Annotated in this window: 19 protein-coding genes; 12 read left to right on the forward strand and 7 right to left on the reverse strand. The window is 71.5% G+C overall.

What is annotated here, in order from left to right; all coding sequences use genetic code 11:
- Positions 1-25: 25 nt before the first annotated feature.
- Positions 26-2,101 carry a PhoX family protein gene (locus tag AB0M97_RS28340; RefSeq protein ID WP_365963823.1) on the reverse strand — a complete coding sequence of 692 codons (2,076 nt, stop codon included), beginning with the start codon at positions 2,099-2,101 and terminating at the stop codon, positions 26-28.
- Positions 2,102-2,378: 277 nt separating this feature from the next.
- Between AB0M97_RS28340 and AB0M97_RS28345 the strand changes: the two genes are divergently transcribed.
- From AB0M97_RS28345 to AB0M97_RS28365, 5 genes are all read left to right on the forward strand, one after another.
- Positions 2,379-4,319, forward strand: a complete 1,941-nt coding sequence (locus tag AB0M97_RS28345) for a VWA domain-containing protein (protein ID WP_365963824.1) — start codon at positions 2,379-2,381, stop codon at positions 4,317-4,319.
- Between the two features lie 153 nt (positions 4,320-4,472).
- A complete protein-coding gene (gene metG, locus AB0M97_RS28350) occupies positions 4,473-6,188 on the forward strand; it encodes a methionine--tRNA ligase (protein WP_365963825.1) in 1,716 nt (571 codons plus the stop codon).
- A 51-nt stretch (positions 6,189-6,239) separates the two neighbouring features.
- Complete coding sequence (locus AB0M97_RS28355; RefSeq protein ID WP_365963826.1) at positions 6,240-6,947, forward strand: nucleotidyl transferase AbiEii/AbiGii toxin family protein; 708 nt, start codon at positions 6,240-6,242, stop codon at positions 6,945-6,947.
- A 125-nt stretch (positions 6,948-7,072) separates the two neighbouring features.
- Positions 7,073-7,438 (forward strand): PH domain-containing protein, encoded by a 366-nt coding sequence (locus tag AB0M97_RS28360; protein ID WP_365963827.1) that lies wholly within the window; start codon positions 7,073-7,075, stop codon positions 7,436-7,438.
- Positions 7,439-7,468: 30 nt separating this feature from the next.
- Positions 7,469-10,069, forward strand: a complete 2,601-nt coding sequence (locus AB0M97_RS28365) for a VCBS repeat-containing protein (protein ID WP_365963828.1) — start codon at positions 7,469-7,471, stop codon at positions 10,067-10,069.
- Positions 10,070-10,144: 75 nt separating this feature from the next.
- Here AB0M97_RS28365 and aspS read toward each other — a convergent pair whose 3' ends face one another.
- Positions 10,145-11,908, reverse strand: a complete 1,764-nt coding sequence (aspS, locus tag AB0M97_RS28370) for an aspartate--tRNA ligase (RefSeq protein WP_365963829.1) — start codon at positions 11,906-11,908, stop codon at positions 10,145-10,147.
- 162 nt (positions 11,909-12,070) lie between these two features.
- On the opposite strand from aspS, the gene AB0M97_RS28375 reads away from it, so the two are divergent.
- On the forward strand, positions 12,071-14,263 hold the full coding sequence (locus tag AB0M97_RS28375; RefSeq protein ID WP_365963830.1) for a SpoIIE family protein phosphatase: 2,193 nt from the start codon (positions 12,071-12,073) through the stop codon (positions 14,261-14,263).
- 4 nt (positions 14,264-14,267) lie between these two features.
- On the opposite strand, the gene AB0M97_RS28380 is transcribed toward AB0M97_RS28375, so the two are convergent.
- Both AB0M97_RS28380 and AB0M97_RS28385 read right to left on the reverse strand, forming a co-directional pair.
- Positions 14,268-15,245 carry a pirin family protein gene (locus AB0M97_RS28380; RefSeq protein ID WP_365963831.1) on the reverse strand — a complete coding sequence of 326 codons (978 nt, stop codon included), beginning with the start codon at positions 15,243-15,245 and terminating at the stop codon, positions 14,268-14,270.
- Between the two features lie 112 nt (positions 15,246-15,357).
- Positions 15,358-15,822, reverse strand: a complete 465-nt coding sequence (locus AB0M97_RS28385; protein WP_365963832.1) for an SseB family protein — start codon at positions 15,820-15,822, stop codon at positions 15,358-15,360.
- 142 nt (positions 15,823-15,964) lie between these two features.
- Here AB0M97_RS28385 and AB0M97_RS28390 point away from each other — a divergent pair, with 142 nt between their 5' ends.
- The 3 genes from AB0M97_RS28390 to AB0M97_RS28400 all read left to right on the forward strand — a co-directional run bounded on the left by AB0M97_RS28390 (position 15,965) and on the right by AB0M97_RS28400 (position 19,577).
- Complete coding sequence (locus tag AB0M97_RS28390) at positions 15,965-17,791, forward strand: acyl-CoA dehydrogenase (protein ID WP_365963841.1); 1,827 nt, start codon at positions 15,965-15,967, stop codon at positions 17,789-17,791.
- Between the two features lie 110 nt (positions 17,792-17,901).
- Positions 17,902-19,197, forward strand: a complete 1,296-nt coding sequence (locus tag AB0M97_RS28395) for a M18 family aminopeptidase (RefSeq protein WP_365963833.1) — start codon at positions 17,902-17,904, stop codon at positions 19,195-19,197.
- A 131-nt stretch (positions 19,198-19,328) separates the two neighbouring features.
- Positions 19,329-19,577 (forward strand): DUF6458 family protein, encoded by a 249-nt coding sequence (locus AB0M97_RS28400; protein ID WP_365963834.1) that lies wholly within the window; start codon positions 19,329-19,331, stop codon positions 19,575-19,577.
- Positions 19,578-19,581: 4 nt separating this feature from the next.
- Here AB0M97_RS28400 and AB0M97_RS28405 read toward each other — a convergent pair whose 3' ends face one another.
- Together AB0M97_RS28405 and AB0M97_RS28410 are read right to left on the reverse strand one after the other, a co-directional pair.
- Positions 19,582-21,399 (reverse strand): NHL domain-containing thioredoxin family protein, encoded by a 1,818-nt coding sequence (locus AB0M97_RS28405; protein WP_365963835.1) that lies wholly within the window; start codon positions 21,397-21,399, stop codon positions 19,582-19,584.
- A gap of 203 nt (positions 21,400-21,602) precedes the next feature.
- Positions 21,603-22,397, reverse strand: coding sequence for a carbon-nitrogen family hydrolase (locus AB0M97_RS28410; RefSeq protein WP_365963836.1), 795 nt, complete (start codon positions 22,395-22,397; stop codon positions 21,603-21,605).
- Between the two features lie 220 nt (positions 22,398-22,617).
- On the opposite strand from AB0M97_RS28410, the gene AB0M97_RS28415 reads away from it, so the two are divergent.
- The gene (locus AB0M97_RS28415) at positions 22,618-23,442 is read left to right on the forward strand and encodes a maleylpyruvate isomerase family mycothiol-dependent enzyme (protein WP_365963837.1); all 825 of its coding nucleotides are present in this window, start codon (positions 22,618-22,620) and stop codon (positions 23,440-23,442) included.
- Between the two features lie 130 nt (positions 23,443-23,572).
- On the opposite strand, the gene AB0M97_RS28420 is transcribed toward AB0M97_RS28415, so the two are convergent.
- Positions 23,573-24,475 (reverse strand): D-alanyl-D-alanine carboxypeptidase, encoded by a 903-nt coding sequence (locus AB0M97_RS28420; protein ID WP_365963838.1) that lies wholly within the window; start codon positions 24,473-24,475, stop codon positions 23,573-23,575.
- A gap of 203 nt (positions 24,476-24,678) precedes the next feature.
- Here AB0M97_RS28420 and AB0M97_RS28425 point away from each other — a divergent pair, with 203 nt between their 5' ends.
- Together AB0M97_RS28425 and AB0M97_RS28430 are read left to right on the forward strand one after the other, a co-directional pair.
- Positions 24,679-25,335, forward strand: coding sequence for a GntR family transcriptional regulator (locus AB0M97_RS28425; RefSeq protein ID WP_365963839.1), 657 nt, complete (start codon positions 24,679-24,681; stop codon positions 25,333-25,335).
- Positions 25,336-25,415: 80 nt separating this feature from the next.
- Positions 25,416-26,663: an MFS transporter gene (locus AB0M97_RS28430; RefSeq protein ID WP_365963842.1), complete on the forward strand. Its 1,248-nt coding sequence runs from the start codon at positions 25,416-25,418 to the stop codon at positions 26,661-26,663.
- The last annotated feature ends 162 nt before the right edge of the window (positions 26,664-26,825 follow it).

Below are 26,825 nucleotides of genomic sequence, written 5' to 3' on the forward strand. Positions count from 1 at the left end.
TGACTCCTTGGGCTCCTTGGCCCGGTCAGACGCCGATGTCGTCGCCGTCGGCGCGCCACACGGCGACGACCGCCGGGCGGACGTACGTGCCCGGGCCGTCGGGCCAGGTGCTCTTGGGCTGCTCGACGGACGCGCCGTCGATCTCGCCCGGGTGCTGCACGGCGACCACGACACGGCGGTCCTGGATGATCGGGCCGCAGGTCTCGGCGCCGGCCGGCACGGTCAGGAACTGCTTCAGCTCACCGCGCCGCGGACCGCGTGTGGCCACGCCGAACAGGCCGTCGTGCGAGCCGAGCTGGGCGCCGTCGGTGGAGATCCACAGGTTGCCGTACGGGTCGAAGGCCACGTTGTCCGGGCAGGAGATCGGGCTGACCTTCTCCTTCGGGAAGCCCGCGAAGTAGGTCGCCGGGTCGCCCGGGTCACCGGCCACCAGGAACAGCGACCAGGCGAACTTCGTGGCGTCGGCGCGGTTCCAGCGCTCGGTCAGCTCCAGGACGTGCCCGTGCTTGTTGCTGACCCGCGGGTTGGCCTCGTCGGCGGGTGCGAAACCGGCCTTGCCGCGGTTGGAGTTGTTGGTGAGGGCGACGTAGACCTTGCCGGTGACCGGGCTGGGCTCGATGTCCTCGGGGCGGTCCATCTTCGTGGCGCCCACCTTGTCGCCGGCGAGCCGCGTGAACACGAACACCTCGTCGGCGGACATGCCCTCGACGTGCGACACGGCACCGTCGGCGGTGGCGGTGGCCAGCGGGATCCACTCGCCGCTGCCGTCGAACTCGCCGTCGGCGGGCAGCCTGCCCGAGCCGTCGATGTCGGTGGCCGGGGAGTCACCGGTCAGCCTGGCGACGTAGAGCGTGCCCTCGTCGAGCAGCGACAGGTTGTGCTCGCGCACGGCGCGCGAGTTGCCCTTGCGCATCCGCTTGCTGCTGACGAACTTGTAGAAGTAGTCGAACCGCTCGTCGTCACCGGAGTACACCACCGGGCGGCCGTCGTCGGTGAGCCGCACGGTCGCGGCCTCGTGCTTGAAGCGGCCGAGGGCGGTGTGCTTGCGGGGCGTGGACGTCGGGTCGTACGGGTCCAACTCGACGACGTACCCGAACCGGTGCACCTCGTTCGGCTCCTGGGCGACGTCGAAGCGCTTGTCGAACCGCTCCCACTTGCGCTCGGTCGGGCCGGTGCCGATGCCGTACCGCTTGTCCGTGGCGCGGCTGCTGTTGGCGAAGTACTGGTTGAAGTTCTCCTCGCCGTGCAGCGTGGTGCCCCACGGGGTGGTGCCGCCGGAGCAGTTGTTCAGGGTGCCGAGCACCTTGGTGCCGGTCGGGTCGGCGGAGGTCTTCAGCAGGTCGGAACCGGCGGCCGGGCCCGTCACGCGGAACTCGGTGGTGGCGGTGACGCGGCGGTTGAGGGGGTGGCGCGGGACGGCCGCGAGCCGGCCGGTCCTGCGGTCCTCCTCCACCACGACGGCGGACAGACCGTGCGCGGCCCAGGCGATCTCGACCTGCTCGCGGGTCGGGTTCGCGGGGTCGTAGCCGCGGAACATCAGGACCTCGTCGGTGTACTCGTGGTTCGCCACGAGGAGCTGCCGGTCGCGCTCGCCGTGCAGCGGCAGCAGCGCGAGGAAGTCGACGTTGTAGCCGAACTGGCCCGCCTGCGCCTTCGCGGTCTGCTTCTCCGGGTCGAAGGCGGGCGCGCCGCGCAGGATCGGCTCGCCCCAGCGGATCACGACGTTCTGGCCGTAGCCCTCGGGCACCACGACGGCGTCGGTGGTGTTCGGCGCGACGGGCGCGAAGCGCAGGCCGCGTGCGCTGCGCTCGCCGCGGAACGTCGTGGCGGCGGCGTCGGCGGGCGCGGCGGACGCCTGCGGGGCGCCCGCGGCACCGGCCGCGCCGGCCCCGGCCGCGGCGACCGTGACGACGGCGGCGGCGCGCATCACCGAGCGGCGGCTGAGCGCGCCCGCGATGACGTCGCCGACGTACTCGTTGCCGCTGGTGTTGGGCACCTCGTGGAAGCAGGCGTCCCCACACCGGAAACGACAGGTCATGGCGGACCGGCCGCCGGGATGAGAACCGGACGGCGTTCCGATCAACGGCAGCAGCTTGCGCACTCTGTACTCCCCTGGGATTCCTTGGTGTCAGCGCGACCGTAGGCGCACATATGTGCGGCAGCCGGGCGGCGAGGTGAACTGAGGGTGAACCAGTCGTATCCATAGCCCACGTGCGCGGACGGGGCCGAAGGGCGCGCGGGAGGCCGAATCCCGCCCCTTGACAGAGGGCCGCCCGGACTCCAGACCCAGCCGAAGATCACCGCCGAGGGCCGCTAACCTTACGTGTCCGTCCTGGCCAGGGATTGACGGGCATCACCTCACGCGAAGGGTTGCGCACATGGGCATTCTCACTCTCCTGCGGAACGCGTTCGGCCGGTCACGCAAAGCACGGACCACCGAGGCGGAGGGTGCTGCGCCGGAGGCGACACCCTCGGACACGACAGCGGCGCCGTCTGAGCCGACGGCCACCGACTCGGCCTCGACGGCCACAGCCCCGGACGTCCCGGTCCCGGCCCCGGAACCCAAGGTTCCGCCCCAGACCTCCCGCTCCACGAACCTCGGCCCCGTCGGCCATGATCTGGTGGCAGCGGCCTTCGACAACGTGACGGTGCCTGGGCCGAGCAGGGCGAAGGACGGGGCGCGGGCGGAGGAAGCCCCGGTCGACGGGGCGCGGGCGGAGGAAGCCCGGGTGCCGGAAACGCGTACGCCGGAGCGTGAGGTGACGCCGGAGGCGGAGAAGTCGGAGGCGCCGCCGGCGGAGGGGTCGGCGGAGCGCGAGACGCCGGTTACGGAGAAGGACCCGGAGGCGGAGAGGCCGGTTGCGGGGGAGGCGCCGGTGGACGAGGAAGCGCCGGTGACCGAGGACGCCGCACAGGCGGAGGAGACCCCTCAAGCTGACGCCCCGGTGGCCGAGGAAGCCCCGGTGGCGGAGGAGGCTTCGGAGGCGGAAACCCCGGCGGCGGAGGGCGCCGTGCGGGCCGAGGAGGCTTCGGCGACGGAGGAGACGCCCGCGGCTGAGACCGCCCCGGTGACCGAGGACGCCGTGCAGACGGAAACCCCTCAGGCTGACGCCCCCGTGGCCGAGGACGCGCCGGTGACCAAGGACGCGCCGGTGACCGAGGACGCGCCGGTGACCGAGGACGCCGCACAGGCCGAGCACCCGGCGACGGAGCACACCGCGCAGGCGGACGACCCCGCGCAGGCGGAGGACGCCCCCCAGGCGGACGACCCCGCGCAGGCGGACACCCCGGTGGCCGAGGAGGCTTCCGAGCCCCAGGCCGCCCCGATTGCCGAGGAAGCCGCCGCGACCGAGACCCCGGCCGTGGAGGAGCCCCGCGAACCGGAGGCCCCGGTGGCGGAGGAGACGCCGCAGACCGAGGAACCGGGGGCCGAAGAGGAGGCTTCCGAGCCCGGGACCACCCCGGCGACGGAGGAAGCCCCGCAGGCCGAGGAGCCGGTCACGGCGGAGACGCCCGAGCCCGAGGCCCCCGCGGCCGAGGCCACCCCGGAGCCGGAAGCGGAAGCGAGGCCGCGGACCGAAGCCGAGGCCGAGCCCACGGCAGCCACCGCAGAGCCCGAGGCCACCCCGGAGCCCGAGCCGCAGCCCACTCCGGAACCACTGGCCGCCACCACCCCGTCGGCCTCCCCGCTCCCCGCCACCCTCACCACCGCCTACGACGCCGCCGCCTCCGCCCTGGAGGCCAACAACCTCACCGGCACCCGCGCCAAGGTCTACCTCGTCCTCGACCGCTCGGCCTCCATGCGCCCGTACTACAAGGACGGCTCCGCCCAGGCCCTCGCCGAGCAGACCCTCGCCCTGGCGGCCCACCTCGACCCCGAGGCCAAGGTCCACGTCACCTTCTTCTCCACGGAAGTGGACGGCACCGGCGAACTCACCCTCACCGACCACGAGAACAAGATCGACACCCTGCACGCGGAGCTCGGCCGCATGGGCCGTACCAGCTACCACGTGGCCGTGGAGGAGGTGCTCGCCACGCACGGCAAGACCGCCCCGGACACCCCCGCCCTGGTGATCTTCCAGACGGACGGCGCCCCCGACGCCAAGACCCCGGCCACCCGGGCCCTCACGGACGCGGCGGAGAACCACCCCGGCGTCTTCTTCTCCTTCGTCGCCTTCGGCGCCCCGGACAACAAGGCCTTCGACTACCTCCGCAAGCTGAAGACCCCGAACACGGCGTACTTCCTCGCGGGCGAAACCCCGCGCGAGCTCACGGACGGCGAGCTGTACGAGGCCGTCCTGGCGTCCTGGCGCCCGTAACCGTCCGGCACACAAGCCGCGGACAAGCCGCCCCCGCACCCTCACCCACCCCGGGCCGCCCCCTTCCACCCCGTGAAACGGAAGGCGGGCGGCCCACCCATGTCGGCTAGGATTTCAAGGTTCGCAAACAACCGACCCGGGAGCAGCCACACCATGGCTCGACACCTCATCACCAGCGCCCTTCCGTACATCAACGGGATCAAGCACCTGGGCAACATGGTGGGGTCCATGCTCCCGGCGGACGTGTACTCCCGCTACCTGCGCCAGCGCGGCCACGAGGTCCTCTACATCTGCGCGACGGACGAGCACGGCACCCCGGCGGAGCTGGCCGCGAAGGAGCGGGGCCTGCCGGTGGACGAGTTCTGCGCGCAGGCGCACGACGCGCAGAAGGCGGTCTACGACGGCTTCGCGCTGGCCTTCGACTACTTCGGCCGCAGTTCCTCCCCGCAGAACGTCGAGATCACCCAGCACTTCGCCCGTAAGCTCAACGAGAACGGCTTCATCGAAGAGCGCGCCATCCGCCAGGTCTACAGCCCCGCCGACGGCCGCTTCCTCCCGGACCGCTACGTGGAGGGCACCTGCCCGCACTGCGGCTACGACAAGGCCCGCGGCGACCAGTGCGAGAACTGCACCCGCGTGCTCGACCCCACCGACCTGATCGACCCGCGCTCGGCGATCTCCGGCTCCACGGACCTGGAGGTCCGCGAGACCAAGCACCTGTTCCTGCTGCAGTCCAAGCTCCAGCACGAGGTCGAGGAGTGGGTGGCCGCCCACGAGGAGGAGTGGCCGCAGCTCGCGTCCTCCATCGCCCGCAAGTGGCTGAACGAGGGTCTGCACGACCGCGCGATCACCCGCGACCTCGACTGGGGCGTCCCGGTCCCGGCCGACACGTGGCCGGACCTGGCGGCCGAGGGCAAGGTCTTCTACGTGTGGTTCGACGCGCCGATCGAGTACATCGGGGCGACGAAGGAGTGGGCGGACCGTGACCCGGAGAACCGCGACTGGAAGTCCTGGTGGTACGAGGCCGACGACACCGTCCGCTACACGGAGTTCATGGCGAAGGACAACGTCCCGTTCCACACGGTGATGTTCCCGGCCACCGAACTCGGCGTGCGCGAGCCGTGGAAGAAGGTCGACTACGTCAAGGCCTTCAACTGGCTGACGTACTACGGCGGGAAGTTCTCCACGTCGCAGAAGCGCGGCGTCTTCACCGACCAGGCCCTGGAGATCCTGCCCGCCGACTACTGGCGGTACTTCCTGATCGCCAACGCCCCCGAGTCCGACGACTCCTCCTTCACGTGGGAGCACTTCACCGCCACGGTGAACAAGGACCTGGCCGACACCCTCGGCAACTTCGTCAACCGCGTCCTGTCCTTCTCCAAGAAGCGCTTCGGCGAGGAGGTCCCGGCCGGCGGCGAGCCCGGCGAGGCGGAGGCCCGGCTCGGCGAGGAGATCGCCGGGCTGCTCGCGGAGTACGAGTCGCAGATGGAGGCGCTGCAGTTCCGCAAGGCCGCCGCCGCGCTGCGCGCCCTGTGGTCGGCGGGCAACTCCTACCTGGAGGAGAAGGCTCCCTGGCTGGAGATCAAGACCGACAAGGACGGCGCCGCCCTCACCCTGCGGACCGCGATGAACCTGATCCGCCTGTACGCGGTGGTGTCGGAGCCGTTCATCCCGGCGTCGTCGGCGGCGATGCGGTCGGTCTTCACGCTGCCGGGCGACACGGCGACCTGGATCACCCCGCAGGAGGCGCGGGCCCTGACGGCCGTACCGGCCGGTACGCCCTTCACGGTGCCGCCGGTGCTGTTCGCCAAGCTCACGGACGACGACCTGGCCGAGTACAAGGAGCGCTTCGGCGGCGAGCCGGAGTGACGGACGCGCCACACGGGACGGCGGGTCGGCGGGGACCATAATCGGGACACCATGCTCACCCCACCGCCTCCGCCCTCCCGGCACCCGCCCTCCCGGCTTCCCGCCGACGTCCTCGACGCCGGCGCCCGCTTCCCGCTCCTGCTCGCCGGCGACTGCGCCGTGGAGGCGCACGGCATGGCGGCGGGCCGGCTGGCGGACCCCCGGGTGGTGGTGGAGACGGCGACGCAGAGCCCGGAGCCGATGGCCCGGATCGCCGCCGAGGTCGGACAGGGCCTGGTGGAGCGCGGCTGGCGGGTCCGCCCGCTGGAGACCGACCCGCTCGCCACGCGCCTGCTCGTCACCGACCCCGCCACGGACACGGAACGCGCGGTCGACGTCGTCAAGGAGACCCTCTGGCGCCCGCCGGTCCCGGCCGGGCCCGGACCGGCCCTGTCCCTGGACGACCTGATCGGCACCAAGGTGCGCGCGGTGGCCGACCGGGGCACCGCCCGCGACCTGGCCGACGTACACGCCCTGGCGGCCCACTGGAGCTTCCCCGACCTGGAGGAGCTCGGCCGACGGCACGCCTGGGACGCGTTCGACCTCGCCGACCTCCAGTCCCGCCTGGAGAGCAGCGAACTCCTCGGCGACCAGGAGTTCGCCGCCCTCGGCCTGGACGATCAAGCCGTCGCGGCGCTGCGCCACTGGACCCGCCCCTGGGCGACCGACATCGCCGAACGCCTCCTGGAGGAGGAGTCCCTGAAGGGCGAGGACCTGTAGAAACCGGGCGTACCGGGGTGGACGGGCAGCCCGGACCGCCGTGTACATTGCGAAGATCATGTGCGGTCGCGGCGGACGGGGAGTCCGTCCCGGCGCACGATTCGCGCCACGTGGGGGGACCATCCATGGCACTGTTCGGCAACGCGCACAGCATCGACCCGGCCCAGGCGCAGCACGAGTACGCGCGTCTGCTCGGCCACGGCGAGCAGGTCCACGCCGCCTACCTGCTGATCCGCGACACCATCCTGTTCACCGACCGGCGTCTGATCCTGGTCGACAAGCAGGGCATCACCGGCAAGAAGACGGAGTACCACTCCATCCCGTACCGCAGCATCACGCACTTCGCGGTGGAGACGGCCGGGACGTTCGACCTCGACGCCGAGCTGAAGATCTGGCTGTCCGGTTCGGCCGCGCCGATCCAGAAGACCTTCACCAAGGGCGTCGACATCTACGAGGTGCAGGCGATCCTGACGCAGTTCGTGGCCCGCTGACCACCGCAGTAACAGGGAGGGAACACGTACGTGGGCAGACACGCCCCGGGACGGGGCGGTCTGGCCGCCGTCGTCTCCTCGCTCGTGGTCGCCGTCGCGGCCGCGTCCACCGTCGTCGTCATCCAGGGCGACGCACCGGCCCGGGCCGCCACCACCGCCCCGGCCGCCACGACCCCGGCCACCACCGGGATCACGCTCACCGACCCGGCGTCCACCTCGCCGCGCACCACCCGGCCGTACGTCGCGGGTCGGACGGGCTATCTGCACCGGCAGCTCGGCGTGCCCGGCATGCTGTGGACCGACTACGCCGACGGCACCACCGTCACGGTGCGGACCTCCACCGGCGTCTACCGGCCCGGCACCGGCTGCACCGTCATCGGCTCGGAGTGCCGTACGGCCTGGTACGGGTCGGGCTCCGACCTGGTCGCGCTGCCGCCGGCGAACCCCACCACCTCGGTCACGCTGTGGGACCCGGCGACCGACGAGCTGACGACCGTCGGGACGGAGGACCAGAACAGCTACTACCGGGCGCTCGCCGGCCGGACCGTCGTCACCAGCTACGCCCTGATCGACTTCCCCGGCGGGCAGCGCCGCGTGCGGCCCATCACGGGCGACTTCGCGAACATCCAGGACAAGGAGATCGTCGCGGCGGACTCCGGCAGCGTGCTGTTCCTGCGCGGCGGCGTCCTGCACCACATCGACGTTGCGACGACCGTCAACACCGAGGCGCTGACCGGGGCCCCCACCGGGGCCCGCTTCCTGCTGAGCGAGGACCGTTTCGGCTGGTACGACGCCGGGAGCGGCACGCTGCGCCTGAAGTCCCGCAGCGATCCGTCCGGCCCGGCACAGGTCGTCACCCTTCCCTACCAGGGCGCCCTGGACGGCGCTCCGGTGCTGACCGGCGACCAGGTGCTGCTGCCCCGCGCCACCTCGTCCGGCACGGTGCTCACCGCGCTGTCGCTCACCGAGGGCACCGCACGCGAGCTGCTGCCGAAGGCCGGCGCGTACGTGGTCGCGGGCCCGGGCGGCGACGCGCTGGCGGTGGGCGGCACGGGTGCCACCGACTGGTGGTTCCAGCGGGTGGACGGCGACACGGCCGCCCCGGCGAAGGTGCACCAGATCCCGGCGGTGGAGAACCCCAAGAAGGGCCTCGCGCTCAGCCGCGGCAGCCTGCGCGTCGCCGAGGACGCCCCGGGCAGCAGCATGGACACCACGTCGATACGCACCCTGACGACGGACGGAGCCGCCACGCTGACCGCGTCCGCCGCGACGGCGGGCGACTCGGTGATGGCCGTGTGCCCCTACCCGGGCAGCGACTGCTCGGCGCTGTGGGGCAACAGCGGCCACGACCCGGAGGACGTCCACCTCGACACGTTCTACGGCGGCGACGAGGGCGGCAGCGGCCTGGCGAACGAGGACCGGCTGGTCGCCCTGGGCGACGCCTGGTCCAGCCATACCCTGCACTTCGGCACCGAGGGCGGCCACATCGTCGACGTGTCCGACGGCTGGGCCGTCTACGACTCGGGCGGCGCGTCGCCCATGCAGTACGTCGGTCGGTTCGGCTACGGCGAGCAGCTGAGGCGTTCGGCGCGGGCCGCCGCCCTGAACGGCCCCACCCTGTGGTCCGCCACGACGACCGCGGGCCGGCTCACCTCCTACAGCCTCACGCGGCAGAAGACCCTCGCCACAGCGACGGTCCCGGGCCTGGCCTGCGTCCCGAGCGAACTGCAGGCCGCGGGCCGCTGGGTGTACTGGGCCTGCGGCACGTCCTCGGCGGGCGTGTACGACACCAGGGCCGGTACGTCCCGGGCGGTGCCCCCGGGCGACGTGCTGCTCGGCGACGGCTTCACCGTGCGGCACGACTTCGCCGGCGCCGACGGACCCGACGGGCGGGGCGACCTGCTCACCCTGAACTCCACCGGCGGCCTGACCCACCAGCACGGCACGGGCACGGGCACGTTCGGCGGCAAGACCACCGGCACCGGCTGGGACACCTCCGTCAGGGCGGTGCCGTTCGGCGACCTGAGCGGCGACCGCTGCAACGACGTCCTGGTGCGGCTGAGCAGCGGCGCCCTGCGCCTGTACAAGCCGGGCTGCAACGCGGCCGTCAGGCCGACGACGTCGTACACGACCCTGGCGAGCAGCGGCTGGACGCAGTACGACCAGCTCACCTCGCCCGGCGACATCAGCGGCGACGGCCGCCTGGACCTGATCACGCGCGTCGCGTCGACCGGCTCGGTGTACCTCCACCGGGGCACCGGCACGGGCACCCTGTCCTCCCGCGTCAAGCTCTACGACAGCTGGAAGGGCTACAAGAAGATCGTCGGCGTCGGTGACCTCACCGGCGACGGCATCGGCGACCTGCTCGCCCAGGACACCGCCAACTCCCTCTACCGCTACGACGGCAGGGGCGACGGCACGTTCGCGGCCCGGGTGAAGGTCTTCTCCGACTGGGGCGGCTCGTACAACGCCGTGGTCGGGGTCGGCGACATCACCGACGACGGCAGGCCCGACCTGGTCTCCCGTGACAGCAGCGGCAACGTCTGGCGCAACAACGGCGACGGCAAGGGCTCGTTCGGCTCCCGCACCCGCATCGCGACGGGCTGGAGCGGCTACAAGTCCCTGTCCTGACCGGCAATCCGCACAGACGACGGCGCCCGGAGTCCGAGGACTCCGGGCGCCGTCGCGTCGGTCCTGTCGCGTCCGCTACTTCGGCTGCGGCTTGCGCACCGTCAGGTGCAGCTCCCTCAGCCGCGCCTCGTCCAGCTCCGTCGGCGCGCCCATCATCAGGTCCTGGGCGTTGCCGTTGAGCGGGAAGGCGATCGTCTCGCGGATGTTCGGCTCGTCGGCCAGCAGCATGACGATGCGGTCGACGCCCGGCGCGATGCCGCCGTGCGGCGGGGCGCCGAAGCGGAACGCGCGCAGCATGCCGGCGAACTTCTCCTCGACGGTCTCGCGGTCGTAGCCCGCGATCTCGAAGGCCTTGAGCATGATCTCCGGCTCGTGGTTCCGGATCGCGCCGGAGGACAGCTCGACGCCGTTGCAGACGATGTCGTACTGCCAGCCCAGGATGTCCAGCGGGTCCTGGGTCTCCAGGGCCTCCAGGCCGCCCTGCGGCATCGAGAACGGGTTGTGCGAGAAGTCGATCTTGCCGGTGTCCTCGTCCTTCTCGTACATCGGGAAGTCCACGATCCAGCAGAACCGGAAGACGTTCTCCTCGAAGTGCCCGGCGCGCTTGGCGGCCTCGACGCGCACCGCGCCCATGATCTTGGAGACCTCGTCGAACTCGCCCGCGCCGAAGAACACCGCGTGACCGGGGGCCAGCGAGAGGCGCTTGGTCAGCTCGGCGACGTTCTCCTCGGTGAGGAACTTCGCGATCGGGCCGGTCAGGCCGCCGTCCTCGCCGACGCGCACCCAGGCCAGGCCCTTGGCGCCGAGCGAGACGGCGTAGTCGCCGAGCTGGTCGAAGAACTTGCGGGGCTGGTCCTGGACCGCCGGGACCGGCAGGGCGCGCACGTGCTTGCCCGCGAAGGCCTTGAACTCCGAGCCCTCGAAGACGTCGGTGATGTCCACCAGCTCCAGCTGGGCGCGCAGGTCCGGCTTGTCGGAGCCGTACTTGAGCATCGCCTCGCGGAACGGGATGCGCGGGAAGGGGGACGTGACGTGACGGCCGTTGCCGAACTCCTCGAACAGCTCCGTCATGAGCTTCTCGATCGGCTGGAAGACGTCCTCCTGCTCGACGAAGCTCATCTCGACGTCGAGCTGGTAGAACTCGCCCGGCGAGCGGTCCGCGCGCGCGTCCTCGTCCCGGAAGCAGGGCGCGATCTGGAAGTAGCGGTCGAAACCGGAGATCATCAGCAGCTGCTTGAACTGCTGCGGCGCCTGCGGCAGGGCGTAGAACTTGCCCGGGTTCAGGCGGGAGGGGACGACGAAGTCGCGGGCGCCCTCGGGGGACGTCGCGGACAGGATCGGGGTCGCCATCTCGTTGAAGCCCAGCGCCGTCATCTTCTGGCGGATCGCCGAGATGACCGCCGTACGCAGCATGATGTTGCGGTGCATGCGCTCGCGGCGCAGGTCCAGGAAGCGGTACTCCAGGCGCCGCTCCTCGTTGACCCCGTCCTCGGTGTTGATCGTGAAGGGCAGCGGCTGGGCGGCGCCGAGCAGCTCGACCTCGCCCACCTCCACCTCGATCTCACCGGTGGGCAGCTCCGGGTTGACGTTCTCGGCGCCGCGCGAGACGACCTTGCCGTCGACGCGGACCGTCGACTCCTTGGTCAGCTTGTCGAGAGCCTCGTACGCGGCCGTGCCGGGACGGGCGACGAGCTGGGTGATGCCGTAGTGGTCGCGCAGATCGATGAAGAGGATGCCGCCCAGGTCGCGCCGATTGTGCAGCCAGCCACTCAGCCGGACGTCGGTGCCGACGTCAGAGGCGCGGAGCTCGCCGCAGGTGTGGGACCTGTACCGATGCATCGTCGTTCATCCAGTCTTCGCGGATCGGGGGCACGTTTCACGTGAAACACCCCCAGCGTACCGGGCAGCCCATGATCGCCACCCCACCATTCCCGGCCGGTGGAACAGGTCTGCCCGCCCTCACGGTGGCGGCTTTCGTACACGTCTTCTTAAAGTGGGGCAATGCGCACTGGTGAGCCCCTGCCCGCCGTGGGCGAGGTCCTCGCCGCCCTGGCCACCGGGGTGTGGCACTGGGACACCGCCACCGGGCTCGTCTCGGCCGACGCCGAGGCCGCACGGCTGCTCGGGCTGCCCGCCGAGCCGGTCAGCCTCACGGAGGGCCAGGTACGCGCCCGGCTGCACCCCGTCGACTGGAACGAGATCATCGGCGTCATCCAGCTGGCGACCGCCGAGGGCACCGTCGCCGAGGTCCGCATCCGCATCATGGACGAGCGCGGCCGGGTCGTCCGCGTCGTGCGCAGCCGCTCCAAGCCGTCCTTCGACCGCGCCCGCCGGGCCTACGAGGTGATCGGCACCCTCCAGGAGGTCACGGACCCCGCGCCGGGCACCCCGGCCGGGCGCAGCACGGTCACCGGCGACTGGCGCCGCTCACGTGAGGCGTTCCTGCTGGACGCGGGCCGCGCGCTCGCGGAGGCCCGCTCGACGCAGGAGGTGCTGCGGGTCGCGGCCAACCTGTCCATGCCCGGGTTCTCGCCGGACGGCCTCGCGGTGTTCGGCGTCGAGGGCGACCGGCTGACCGTCATCGGCCACCACGGGCACCGGCCCGGCGCCGAGAACCCGTTCATGGAGATGTCGCTGGACACGGAGTACCCGGCCGCCGAGGTGGTGCGCACCGGCCGTGCCGTGTACCTGTCCTCGCCCCAGCAGTACAAGTCCCGTTACCCGCTGACCTGGCCGCTGGCCGAGCGCTTCGGCCGCCGCTCCTGGGCGTTCCTGCCGCTGACGGCGGGCGGCAGGACGATGGGCGCCTGGATGGCGGGCTTCGCGTACCCGGTCGCGTTCACGCCCGACGAACGGTCCGTGCTGACCACGGTGGCCCGCATGCTGGCGCAGGCTCTGTCCCGGGCGGGCGCCGCCGACACCGCGCGGGCCCTGACCGACGGCCTCCAGCGCTCGATGCTGCCCCGGCTCGGCGCACAGCGCATACCCGGCATGCAGGTCGCCGCGCGCTACGTCCCCACCGGCGGCGGCCTCCAGGTCGGCGGCGACTGGTACGACGTGATCCCGCTGCCCAGCGGACGGTTCGCCCTGGTCATCGGCGACGTGCAGGGACACGACGTGCGGGCGGCCGGCCTGATGGGCCAGCTGCGCATAGCCCTGCGCGCCTACGCCTCCGAGGGCCACCGCCCCGACGCCGTGCTGTCCCGCGCCTCCCGCTTTCTGAACGGCATCGCGTACGCCGAGGAGGACCCCTCAGACCCGCGCTTCGCCACCTGCCTCTACGTCGAGGTCGACCCGGCGACCGCCGTCCTGGAGGTCGCCCGCGCCGGGCACCACGACCCGGCGATCCGCATGGCGGACGGCACGGTCCTGACCCGGACGACGTCGGGCGGGCTGCCGCTGGGCATCGACCCGGACGCCGACTATCCGACGACGCGGCTCGTGCTGGAGCCCGACGAGACCCTGCTGATGTGCACCGACGGCCTGATCGAGACCGGCGGTCACGACCTGGAGAGCGGCTGGCAGCGGCTGCGCGCGGTCCTGGAGGACCACGACGGCGACCTGGAGGCGCTCGCCGACTCGCTCGTGCAGGCCGTGCACGGGCCGTCCTCGCACCACACCACTGGGCCGCTGGCCGACCGGCGCGAGGACGACATCGCGCTGATGCTGCTGTGCCGCCCGGGGGACGGCTGCGGCTGCGGCAGCACGGCGACCGTGCCGCACCGGATCCGCCGCACGATGCTGACGGTCGCGCAGGACGAGCCCGAGCGGATCGCGGCGGGCCGCCAGCAACTGCGCGAGCTGCTGCACGACTGGGCCTCGCCCGACCAGGTGGACTCCGCCGTGCTGCTGCTGTCCGAGATGCTCACCAACGTCCTGGTGCACACCGACAACGACGCCCTGATGGTCGCCGAGATCTCCGGGAACACGGGCCGGCGCCGCATGCGGATCGAGGTGACCGACGCCAGCGACGACCTGCCGCACAAACGCCGCCCCGGCGAGCTGGCGTCCTCCGGCCGCGGCCTGCTGCTGATCGAGATGCTGGCGCACGCGTGGGGGGTCGAACCGCGCGGCGAGGGGAAGAGCATCTGGTTCGAGCTCCACGAGTCCGACGGCCGCACGGACGCCGGACCTCCCGACGACGGATCCCCGGGCGGGAAACCGCCGGGCGGGAGGCCGCTGGACGGCAGATGAAGGGTCAGGCCTCCGGGCCTTCGGCCGTCATCCCGTGCACCGCCGGCACCGACCCCAGCCGCCCCTTCTGGAAGTCCTCGAACGCCTGCTGGAGTTCCTCGCGGGTGTTCATCACGAACGGGCCGTAGTGCGCCATGGGCTCCCGGATCGGCCGGCCGCCCAGCAGCACGACCTCCAGGTCCGGCGTGTGGGAGTCCTGCCTCTCGTCCGCGCGGACGGTCAGCGAGGAGCCGGCGCCGAAGACGGCGGTCTGGCCGAGGTGGACCGGCCGGCGCTCGGTGCCGACGCTGCCGCGCCCGGCGAGCACGTACGCCAGGCCGTTGAAGTCCTCCCGCCACGGCAGGGTGATCTCCGCACCCGGCGCGAGCGTCGCGTGGATCATCGTGATGGGCGTGTGCGTGATGCCGGGACCGGCGTGCCCGCCCAGCTCACCGGCGATGACCCGCAGCAGCGCGCCGCCGTCGGGGGAGGTGAGCAGCTGGACGCTGCCGCCGCGGATGTCCTGGTAGCGCGGGGCCATCATCTTGTCCCTGGCCGGGAGGTTCACCCACAGCTGGAGCCCGTGGAAGAGACCGCCGGACATGACGAGGTGCTCCGGCGGGGCCTCGATGTGCAGCAGGCCGGAGCCCGCCGTCATCCACTGGGTGTCGCCGTCGGTGATGGTGCCGCCGCCGCCGTGACTGTCCTGGTGGTCGAAGGTGCCGTCGATGATGTAGGTGACGGTCTCGAAGCCGCGGTGCGGGTGCCAGGGGGTGCCCTTGGGCTCGCCCGGCGCGTACTCCACCTCACCCATCTGGTCCATCATGATGAACGGGTCGAGGTGGCGGTAGTTGATCCCGGCGAACGCCCGGCGCACCGGGAAGCCCTCGCCCTCGAAACCGCCCGGCGCGGTCGTGACGGCGAGCACGGGACGGGCCACGGCGTCGGCCGGCGCGGTCACGCGGGGCAGCGTCAGCGGGTTCTCGACGGTCACTGCAGGCATGTCGGTTCCTCCTCGTATGCGCCCACTTTAGTTGAGCGTTGAACTTTCTGCCACCCGAACAGAGAAAAACCCGGAAGGCATTCCCTCCGGGTTCCACGCCTGCGAGCCACCGTCAGCCGTACATCCGGCGCATCGCAAAATCGACCATCTGTTCGACTGCCTTGGCGTCGAAGACGATCCGGTGCTCGCCCTCCATGTCGAGGACGAAGCCGTAGCCGGTCGGCAGCAGGTCGAGCACCTCGGCGCCGGTGATCACGAAGTACTTCGACTCCTTGCCCGCGTACCGGCGCAGCTCCTTGAGCGTGGTGAACATCGGGATCACCGGCTGCTGCGTGTTGTGCAGCGCCAGGAACCCGGGGTTGTCGCCGCGCGGGCAGTAGACCTTCGACGTGGCGAAGATCTGCTGGAAGTCCTCGGCGGAGAGCTGCCCGGTGGTGAACGCGCGCACCGCGTCCGCGAGCGAGGGCGGGGACGGCTCGGGATACGCCGGCGCCTGCTGCCCATAGCCCCCGGACATCGGCTGCTGCGGCGGCGGGTACTGCGCCTGCGGTCCCGCGGTCTGGTCATAGCCGTACATGCCCGCAAGAGTACTGAGTCACAGATGACCGGATCGGGGTTGCTTCTTATTACCGACGGGTAGCATCATCGTAGCTACTTGCTGGTACGTGAACTGGTGCGAGGAGTCAGTGCCTCGCCGATCTCTCTACGGAGCCGTCGCCATGGGGCACTACAAGTCGAATCTGCGCGACATCGAGTTCAACCTCTTCGAAGTACTCGGGCGCGACAAGCTGTACGGCACGGGCCCGTTCGAGGAGATGGACGTCGAGACCGCGAAGAGCGTCCTCGAGGAACTGACGCGCCTGGCGGAGAACGAGCTGGCCGAGTCCTTCGCGGACGCCGACCGCAATCCGCCCGTCTTCGACCCGCGGACCAGCACCGCGCCCGTGCCCGCGTCCTTCAAGAAGAGCTACCAGGCCTTCATGGACTCCGAGTACTGGCGCCTCGGCCTGCCCGAGGAGATCGGCGGCACCACCTCACCCCGCTCCCTGATCTGGGCGTACGCGGAGCTGATCCTGGGCGCCAACCCGGCCGTGTGGATGTACTCCTCCGGCCCGGCCTTCGCCGGCATCCTCTTCGACGAGGGCAACGACGTCCAGAAGCACATCGCGAAGATCGCCGTCGAGAAGCAGTGGGGCTCGACCATGGTCCTCACCGAGCCGGACGCCGGCTCGGACGTGGGCGCCGGCCGCACCAGGGCCGTGCAGCAGGAGGACGGCTCCTGGCACATCGAGGGCGTCAAGCGCTTCATCACCTCGGGCGAGCACGACATGTCGGAGAACATCCTCCACTACGTGCTCGCGCGTCCCGAGGGCGCCGGACCCGGCACCAAGGGCCTGTCCCTCTTCCTCGTCCCGAAGTACCTCTTCGACTTCGAGACCGGCGAGCTGGGCGAGCGCAACGGCGTCTACGCCACCAACGTCGAGCACAAGATGGGCCTGAAGGTCTCCAACACCTGCGAGATGACCTTCGGCGACAAGCACCCCGCCAAGGGCTGGCTGATCGGCGACAAGCACGACGGCATCCGCCAGATGTTCCGCATCATCGAGTTCGCCCGCATGATGGTCGGCACGAAGGCGATCTCCACGCTGTCCACCGGCTACCTCAACGCGCTGGAGTACGCCAAGGAGCGCGTCCAGGGCCCGGACCTGGCCAACTTCATGGACAAGACCGCCCCCAAGGTCACCATCACCCACCACCCCGACGTGCGCCGCTCGCTCATGACGCAGAAGGCGTACGCCGAGGGCATGCGCGCCCTGGTGATGTACACCGCCTCCGTCCAGGACGAGATCCAGGTCAAGGAGGCCGCCGGCGAGGACGCCTCCGCCGAGCACGCCCTCAACGACCTGCTCCTGCCGATCGTCAAGGGCTACGGCTCCGAGAAGGCCTACGAGCAGCTCGCCCAGTCCCTGCAGACCTTCGGCGGCTCCGGCTTCCTCCAGGAGTACCCGGTCGAGCAGTACATCCGCGACTCCAAGATCGACACCCTCTACGAGGGCACCACGGCCATCCAGGGCCAGGACTTCTTCTTCCGGAAGATCGTCCGCAACCAGGGCGCCGCGCTGAACTCCCTCGCCGAGGACATCAAGACGTTCCTCGCGCTCGGCACCGGCGGCGAGGAGCTGGCCGGCGCCCGCGAGCACCTCGCCAAGGCCGCCGTCGAGCTGGAGGCCATCGTCGGCCTGATGCTCACCGACCTCGCCGCCACCGAGCAGGACGTCAAGAACATCTACAAGGTGGGCCTCAACACCACCGGCCTGCTGATGGCCTCCGGTGACGTGGTCGTCGGCTACCTGCTGCTCAAGGGCGCCGCGATCGCCGCCGAGAAGCTCCAGACGGCCACCGGCAAGGACCGGGCCTTCTACGCCGGCAAGATCGCCGCCGCGAAGTTCTTCGCCGCCACCGTCCTGCCGGGCGTCACCGCCGCCCGCAAGGTCGCCGAGGGCGTCGACCTGGACCTGATGGAGCTGGACGAGGCCGCGTTCTAGAGCCCGCCGTCCGGAACCGGCCGACCGGTCCGCGCCACCTCCGTTGTCCGTACCGAGGGCCCGCTCCCGCAAGGGGGAGCGGGCCCTCGACCGTCGTTAAGGTGAACCCCATGAGCGAAGCTCCCCACGCCGACCGCGGCCACACCGACGACCTCATGACCTTCCTGGCGGCCAGTCCGTCGCCGTACCACGCCGTGGCGAACTGCGCCGAACGGCTGGAGAAGGCCGGATTCCGGCAGGTCGCCGAGACGGACGCCTGGGACGGCACGAGCGGCGGCAAGTACGTGCTGCGCGGTGGCGCCGTCATCGCCTGGTACGTCCCCGAGGGCGCCGCCCCCCACACCCCGTTCCGCATCGTCGGAGCCCACACCGACTCCCCCAACCTGCGCGTCAAGCCGCTGCCCGACACCGGGGCGCACGGCTGGCGACAGGTCGCCGTGGAGATCTACGGCGGGCCCCTGCTGAACTCCTGGCTCGACCGTGACCTCGGGCTCGCCGGCCGGCTGACCCTGCGGGACGGCTCGACGCGGCTCGTCGACGTGGACCGCCCGCTGCTGCGCGTCCCGCAGCTCGCCATCCACCTGGACCGCTCGGTGGCCGCCGAGGGCCTCAAGCTCGACAAGCAGCGTCACCTCCAGCCCGTCTGGGGCCTCGGCCACGACGTGCGCGACGGCGACCTGATCGCCTTCCTGGAGGAGACGGCCGGCCTGCCCGCGGGCGAGGTCACCGGCTGGGACCTGATGGTTCACCCCGTGGAGCCGCCCGCCTACCTGGGCCGTGACCGCGAACTCGTCGCCGGCCCCCGCATGGACAACCTGCTGTCCGTGCACGCCGGTACGGCCGCCCTCGTCGCGGCGGCCTCGGGCGCCGGCCTGCGGAACATCCCCGTCCTCGCCGCCTTCGACCACGAGGAGAACGGCTCCCAGTCGGACACCGGCGCGGACGGTCCGCTGCTCGGCACCGTGCTGGAACGGTCCGTCTTCGCGCGCGGGGGCTCCTTCGAGGACCGGGCCCGTGCCCTCGCCGGCACCGTCTGCCTCTCCTCCGACACGGGCCACGCAGTGCACCCCAACTACGCCGAGCGCCACGACCCCACGCACCACCCGCGCGTCAACGGCGGCCCCATCCTCAAGGTCAACGTCAACAACCGCTATGCCACGGACGGTTCGGGCCGCGCGGTGTTCGCCGCCGCCTGCGACAGGGCCGGCGTGCCCTTCCAGTCGTTCGTCTCCAACAACTCCATGCCGTGCGGCACCACCATCGGACCGATCACCGCGGCCCGGCACGGCATCCGCACCGTGGACATCGGCGTGGCCATTCTGTCGATGCACAGCGCACGCGAACTGTGCGGCGCGGACGACCCGTTGCTGCTGACCAGAGCGCTGACGGCGTTTCTGGAGGACTGACCGAGAGGACGGCGCGGGAGGGCTGCCGTCACGTCAAGTGACGCGACGGCGCATGGGTGTTGCCTCCCCGGGTACCCGCCAGCGAACCGGAACGACCGGAGTCACCGGAACCGGACAGGGAGGCGACACTCATGGGCCTCGGCGGATGCATCATCCTCATCGCCGTGGGAGCCATCCTCACATTCGCAACCGACTGGGACATGCAGGGCGTGAACGTCAACCTGGTCGGTCTCATCTTCATGATCGTCGGCCTGATCGGCGTGGCGACCTTCACCAGCATCTACCGGCGCCGCCGCGTGGTGGTCCCGCACACGACTTCCGTCGTGGACGGACAGGCTCCCCACCACCGGGACGGCTACAGCGACGGCTACGGCGTGTGAGCCGTCAGGCGTCCATGCCCGCGAGGACCAGGGGCAGCCGGTCCGCCCCGCCCTCGGCGAGGCGGACCGGGACGCCCCAGTCCTGCTGGTGCACATGGCAGGCCGGATACGCGTTGTCCGGGTCGTCGTCGCAGGACGCGGCCATCGCGGACACGTGCAGCACGCCCTCGGCGACAGCCGGGTCGAGCTCCAGGCCGCGGGACAGATCGGTGCCCGCCCCCTCCCCGGCCAGCAGCAGCTCGGGCGGCGTGGCCGACACGAGCAGACGGGTCGACGGCCCGTACCGGGTGTCGAGCTTCTGACCGGCCGGCGCCTCGAAGATCACGTCCAGCCGCAGCGGGCCCGGCGCCACGTCGGTCGCCGCACGCCGCGTGCGATGGGCGACGCCCTCGACCCGTACCGCCTCCTCCGGCAGCCGCAGCCGGGTCAGCCGGTGCCGCGCCGACTCCACGACCACGATGTCGTCGCCGGCCAGCACCGCGTCGCTCGGCTCGCGCAGATCCGTGGCGAGCGTGGTGACCTCGCCGGTCGCGGGGTCGTAGCGGCGCAGGGCGTGGTTGTAGGTGTCGCAGACGGCGACCGAGCCGTCGGGCAGCGCGGTGACGCCCAGCGGGTGCTGGAACAGCGCCTGTCCGGCGGGCCCGTCGCGGTGTCCGAAGTCGAACAGCCCGGTGCCGGCCGCGGTGTGCACCGCCCCGTCCGTGTCCACCCACCGCAGCGCGGACGTCTCGGAGTCGGCGAGCCAGAGCCGCTCGGGCGTCGCCGCGAGCCCGGACGGCTGCGCGAACCAGGCCTCCGCGCCGGGCCCGTCCACGAGCCCTTCGTTGGTCGTCCCGGCCGTGACGGCGACGGTCCCGGCCACCGGGTCGTACGCCCACAGCTGGTGCACGCCCGCCATGGCGATCCACACCCTGCCGCCCCACAGGGCGACGTCCCACGGTGAGGACAGGCTGACCTCCCGCGCGGGCCCCGAGGTGGCCTCGCCCTGCATCCACTGCCGGCCCGTACCGGCGAGGGTGGTGACCTCGCCGGACAGCGGGTCGAGCCGCCGCAGGGCGTGGTTGACCGTGTCGGCCACGACGACCGAGCCGTCGTCCAGCAGCGTGAGCCCCTGCGGCTCGTTGAAGGACGCCGCCCCGGCCGTCCCGTCCCCGAAGCCCCGCGCGCCGGACCCGATCCGCCGTACCACGCTCTCGCCGTCGGCCGCCAGCTCCACCAGCTGATGCCGGGTGGTGTCACTGACCAGGAAGTTCCCCGAGGGCAGCAGCAGTGCCTTGCCCGGGAAGCGCAGCACGGTCGGCTCGGGCTCCGGCGCCACGTACGGCCCGTCGCCGCGGCGCAGCGTCCCCTTGGCGGCGTGCTCGGCCTCCAGCTCCGTCACGAGCCGCTCGATCGCGTGCGCGTGCCCTTCCCCGGCGTGCTGCGCGACGACGTACCCCTCCGGGTCGATGACCACCAGCGTCGGCCACGCGCGCACCGCGTACTGCTTCCATGTCGTGAGCTCGGGATCGTCCAGCACGGGGTGCTCGACCCCGTACCGCTCCACGGCGTCCACGACCGCCTGGTGGTCGGCCTCGTGCGCGAACTTCGGCGAGTGCACCCCGACGACGACGAGGGTGTCCCGGTGTTTCTCCTCCAGCTCCCTCAGCTCGTCGATGACGTGCAGGCAGTTGACGCAGCAGAACGTCCAGAAATCCAGGACGACGATGCGTCCGCGCAGGTCGGCGAGGCCGTACTGCTTGCCGCCCGTGTTCAGCCAGCCGCCCTTGCCGGTCAGCTCGGGGGCGCGGACGCGGGCGCGTCGGGGTGCGGAGTGGTTCATGGTCCAAGGGTGACATCCGGCACCGACAACCGGGCCGGCGCGTCCCCCGCGCCGGTCCCTCCGGCTCCCTCACCCGGCTCCCCCGCGCCGGCCCGCCCGCATCCATCCCCCGGATCACCGCCCCGCCCGCCCGGCTCCATCCCCCGGATCACCGCCCCGCCCGCCCGGCTCCGTCGCCCGGCTCACCGAACCGCCCGGTCGGCTCACCGCCCCGGCGGCTCAAGCCCCAGCACCCTGTCCTTCAGCGCCGGGAACTGCTCCCGCGTCGTGCCCACCTTCACCGGGTCGAAGTTGACGGTGAGGACTTCCTCGCCGCTGCCGGCCTGCGCCAGCACCTCGCCCCACGGATCGACCACGATCGAGTGACCGGCCTGCGGAACTCCCGCGTGCGTCCCGGCCGTTCCACACGCGAGCACGAACGCCTGGTTCTCCACCGCCCGCGCCTGAGCCAGCAGCGTCCAGTGCGACCGGCGGCGCTCCGGCCAGCCCGCCGGGACGACGAAGGTCTCGGCTCCGGCGTCGACGAGACCGCGGAAGAGTTCGGGGAAACGGAGGTCGTAGCAGGTCGCCACACCGATCGTCGTGTCCGGCAGACGGACGGTCACCAGTTCCCGCCCCGCGCCCATCAGCACGGCCTCGCCCTGGTCGAAGCCGAAGCGGTGGATCTTGCGGTAGGCGGCGGCCAGATCACCGGAGGGGGAGAAGACGAGTGACGTGTTGTAGAGCGGCCCGTCGGGGTCGCGCTCGGGGATCGAGCCCGCGTGCAGCCACACGCCCGCGTCGCTCGCGGCCTTCGCCATCGCCTCGCAGGTCGGCCCCGCGAGCGGCTCCGCCTCGCTGCCGAACGCCTCGTAGGCGAAGGCGCCGGTGGTCCACAGCTCCGGCAGGACGACGAGGTCGGCGCCCGCCTGGTCCCGTACCAGCGCGGCGACCCGCTGCCGACGCGCGTCGGCCGATTCGTCCTCGTCTACGGAGATCTGGAGCAAAGAGGCGCGCACACTACCACCGTCCTGGCATTCGAGCCGTCCATACGGGCCTACGATCGTCACACGAAAGCACTGCCGGGGTGCCTCACAGCAGCGTAACTTGGGGGTTCCCCCAGTTCGAGCGCAGCCGAGAACCTGGGGGACGTTCCAAGACGCCGCCGAGAGCAGCCGCCGCCCATTGGCACCGCCGCCACAACCTGCCCGTGTACCGACCGCCGAGGGGTCCCGTTCCGTGAGTCTGCATCCCACCCTCCAGCCCTACGCCGATGCCTGGACCCAGTCGATCGAAGCGATATCCGAGCTGGTGCAGCCGCTCGTCGAGGGCGAGTGGAACGGCCGCACGCCGTGCCCGGGATGGTCCGTCCGCGACGTGGTGTCGCACGTCATCGGACTGGACTGCGAGATGCTCGGCGACCCGCGCCCCATCCACACGCTCCCGCGCGACCTGTTCCACGTGACCAACGACCACCAGCGCTACATGGAGATGCAGGTCGACGTCCGCCGCCACCACACGGCGCCGGAGATGACGTCCGAGCTGGAGTACACGATCATCCGCCGCAACCGCCAGCTGCGCAACGAGTCGCGGGACCCGGGCGCGAAGGTACGCGGCCCGCTCGGCGCGGAGCTGACGCTGGAGGAGTCCATGCGCAACCACGCGTTCAACGTGTGGGTGCACGAGCAGGACCTGCGCACGGCTCTCGGCCGCCCCGGCAACCTGGACTCCGCGGGCGCGCACGTCGCCCGGGACGTCCTGCTCGCCGCGCTGCCCCGGGTCGTCGCCGAGCTGGCGAACGCGCCGCGCAGTGCGGCCGTCGTGTTCGACGTGCACGGCCCCGTCGAGTTCCTGCGCACGATCCGCGTGGACATCCAGGGCCGCGGCACCCTCGAGACGGCGCCCGCGCTGGGCCCGGCCGCGGCCCTCACCCTGGACTGGGAGACGTACGTCCGGCTGGCCTGCGGGCGGGTGACGCCGGAGGCGGTGGCGGACCGCGTGAAGGCGGAGGGCGACCCGGAGCTGACGGCGGCGATCCTTCGGAACTTCACGGTGACGCCGTAGGCGCCGCGCGGACCGCGCACCTGGCGGCGCAGTTGGCGGAGCCGTGAGAACGCCCAGGGGCCGCCGGTGGGAAACCGGCGGCCCCTGTCGTGCCGTCACCGCTGCGCGGCGCCGTTGCCGCTGTCGGTGCTCAGCCGAGCTTGGCGAATCCGTAGTTCAGCAGCTTCGTCGCGTCCGCCGCGCGCTGCGTGGACGAGGACGAGGCGAGGACCGTGCCGATGACCGTCTTGCCGTTGCGCGTGGCGGCGAACACGAGGCAGTACTTGGACACGGAGCCCGAGCCGGTCTTCACGCCGATGGTGCCGCTGTAGCTGCTCAGCAGCGAGTTCGTGTTGGTCCACGGCGCCATGGTGCGCGTGCTGCCGGTCTTGGTGATCGTCTTGGCGGTGTACGACTTGGTCTTGACGATCGTGCGGAACGTGGTGTTCTTCATCGCGTTGCTGGCGAGCTTCGTCAGGTCGCGCGGCGTCGAGTAGTTGGAGCCGTTGCCGATGCCGTCGAACGAGTCGAAGTGCGTGTTCGTCAGACCGAGGTTCTTCGCGGTCGTGTTCATCTTGCCGATGAACGACTTCACGCGCGCCGCCCGCGTCGTGCCCGTGCCGAACTTGTCGGCCAGCGCGTACGCGGCGTCGCAGCCGGACGGCAGCATCAGGCCGTACAGCAGCTGCCGGACGGTGACCTTGTCGCCGACGATGAGGCGGGCGGAGGAGGCGTTCTTCGCCACGATGTAGTCGCTGTACGCCATCTGGATCGTGACCTTGGCGTCCAGGTTGAGGTTCGGCTGCGCGAGCACCACCTTCGCCGTCATGATCTTGGTGGTGGAGCCGGTGGAACGCCTGGTGTCCGCCGCCTTCGTGTACAGCGTCCTGGCGTTCGAGTTGTCCATGGCGTAGCCGCCCGCCGCGACGATGCTGGGCGTGGTGAGGGCCTGCGCGGGCGCCGCGTTGAGGGCTCCGCCCACGACCATCGCTCCGGAGGCCAGGCCGACGGCGACGGCCCTGCGGATACGGATGCCCTTGATGCCGGTTATCAAGTGAGATACCCCGATTACGTTGAATGCCCTTGTGTGACGGCCGAGTTGAGAAGTGAAATCGGAGCGGCCGCACGTGTCTGACATACGAAGGTCCCACATGGTTGCTCACCGTGGACGACTTTTTTCGCCCACTGCCGCGGCGAGGCGATTCCGCATGGTGGACGGTCCTGCCCATGCGTACGTGTTGTATCTATCCTGTCGGCATGAGCAGCCTGGCAGCCGTGAAGCAACCGCCCGCCGCCGACCGCGTCTACACCCACGTCAAACAAGGCGTCCTCGACCGCCGCTACGAGGGCGGCGTCCTGCTCACCGAGGGGGAGCTGGCCGAGGCCGTCGGAGTCTCCCGCACACCGGTGCGCGAGGCCCTGCTGCGGCTGGAGGTCGAAGGGCTGATCAAGCTCTACCCGAAGAAGGGCGCCCTGGTCCTGCCCGTCTCCGCCCAGGAGATCGCGGACGTCGTGGAGACCCGGCTGCTCGTCGAGGAGCACGCCGCACGCAAGGCCGTACCGGCACCGCCGGGCCTCATCGAGCGCCTCCAGGCAATGCTCGCCCGGCAGAAGGAGCAGGCCGCCGCCGGTGACCTGGCCGCGGCGGCCGTCACCGACCGCTGCTTCCACGCCGAGATCGTCCGCAGCGGCGGCAACGAGATCCTCTCCCGCCTCTACGACCAGCTCCGCGACCGCCAGCTGCGCATGGGCGTCGCCGTGATGCACTCGCACCCCGACCGCATCGCCAAGACCCTCGCCGAGCACGAGGAGATCCTCCGGGCGCTGCGCACCGGGGACGCGGAAGCGGCCGTCGAGGTCGTCCACCGGCACGTCAGCTGGTTCTCGCACCTGGCGCGCGGGGAGGTCCGGTGAGCCCGTCCTCCGCCCCGACGCCGGGCAGTCCCCGCCCGGAGCCCGGACGGCCCGGCGGGGCCCCCGGCACCCGGCGCGCGATGCTCGTGTGGGGCACCGGCGTCTCGGTCTACTTCGTCGCCGTCATCTTCCGCACCTCGCTCGGTGTGGCCGGACTGGACGCGGTCGACCGCTTCCAGGTGAACGCCTCCGCGCTGTCGACGTTCTCGATACTCCAGCTGCTGGTCTACGCCGGCATGCAGATACCCGTCGGCCTCCTGGTCGACCGGCTCGGCACCAAGAAGGTGCTGACCATCGGCGTGGTCCTGTTCACCGCCGGCCAGCTCGGCTTCGCCTTCTCCCCCTCCTACGGCATGGCGCTGGCCTCGCGCGCGCTGCTGGGCTGCGGCGACGCGATGACGTTCATCGCCGTACTGCGGCTCGGCGGGCGCTGGTTCCCGGCCCGGCGCGGCCCGCTGGTCGCGCAGCTCGCCGGCCTCGTCGGCATGGCCGGCAACCTCGTCTCGACCCTGGTGATCGCCCGACTGCTGCACGGCGTCGGCTGGACGGCGGCGTTCGCGGGCAGCGCGCTGGCCGGTGTCGTCGTACTGGTCCTGCTCCTGCTGTTCCTGAAGGACCACCCCGAGGGCCAGGAACCCCAGCCGCTGCCCCGCCAGGGCACGGCCTACGTACGCCGCCAGATCGCCGCGTCCTGGCGGGAGCCCGGCACCCGGCTCGGCCTGTGGGTGCACTTCACCACGCAGTTCCCGGCGATGGTGTTCCTGCTGCTGTGGGGCATGCCGTTCCTGGTGGAGGCCCAGGGCCTGTCCCGCGCCACGGCGGGCGAACTCCTCACCCTGGTCGTCCTGTCCAACATGGCGATCGGCCTGGTCTACGGCCAGATCGTCGCCCGGCACCACGAGGCGCGGCTCCCGCTGGCGCTGGGCACGGTCGGGACGACCGCCCTGCTCTGGGCGGCGACGCTGGCCTACCCCGCCGACCGCGCCCCGATGTGGCTGCTGATCGTGCTGTGCACGGTGCTCGGGGCGTGCGGCCCGGCGTCGATGATCGGCTTCGACTTCGCGCGGCCCGCGAACCCGCCGGAACGGCAGGGAACCGCGTCCGGCATCACCAACATGGGCGGCTTCGTCGCCTCGATGACGACCCTGTTCGCCGTCGGTGTCCTGCTCGACGCGACCGGCGACGACTACACGGTGGCGTTCTCCGCGGTGTTCGTCCTCCAGGCGCTCGGCGTGAGCCAGATCCTCCGACTGCGCAGGCGCGCGGCCCGCAGGGAGCGGGAACGGCTGGTGGCGAGCCGGGTGGAAACGGTGCACGTCCCGGCGTGAGGCACTCGCGTCGGGACAGTCCACGCTCCGGCGTGAGCCGCCCGCGCGGGAGCCGGGCACCCCGTGGGGATGCCGTTGGTTAATTCGGATCCTCTCGTGACTTCGGCTCCCAAGACCTGGTTGTGGTCTTGGGAGCCGACGTCGTTTGGGGAGGGTATCGAT

It is taken from the genome of Streptomyces sp. NPDC051207, from assembly GCF_040682395.1.
Classification (GTDB): Bacteria; Actinomycetota; Actinomycetes; order Streptomycetales; family Streptomycetaceae; genus Streptomyces.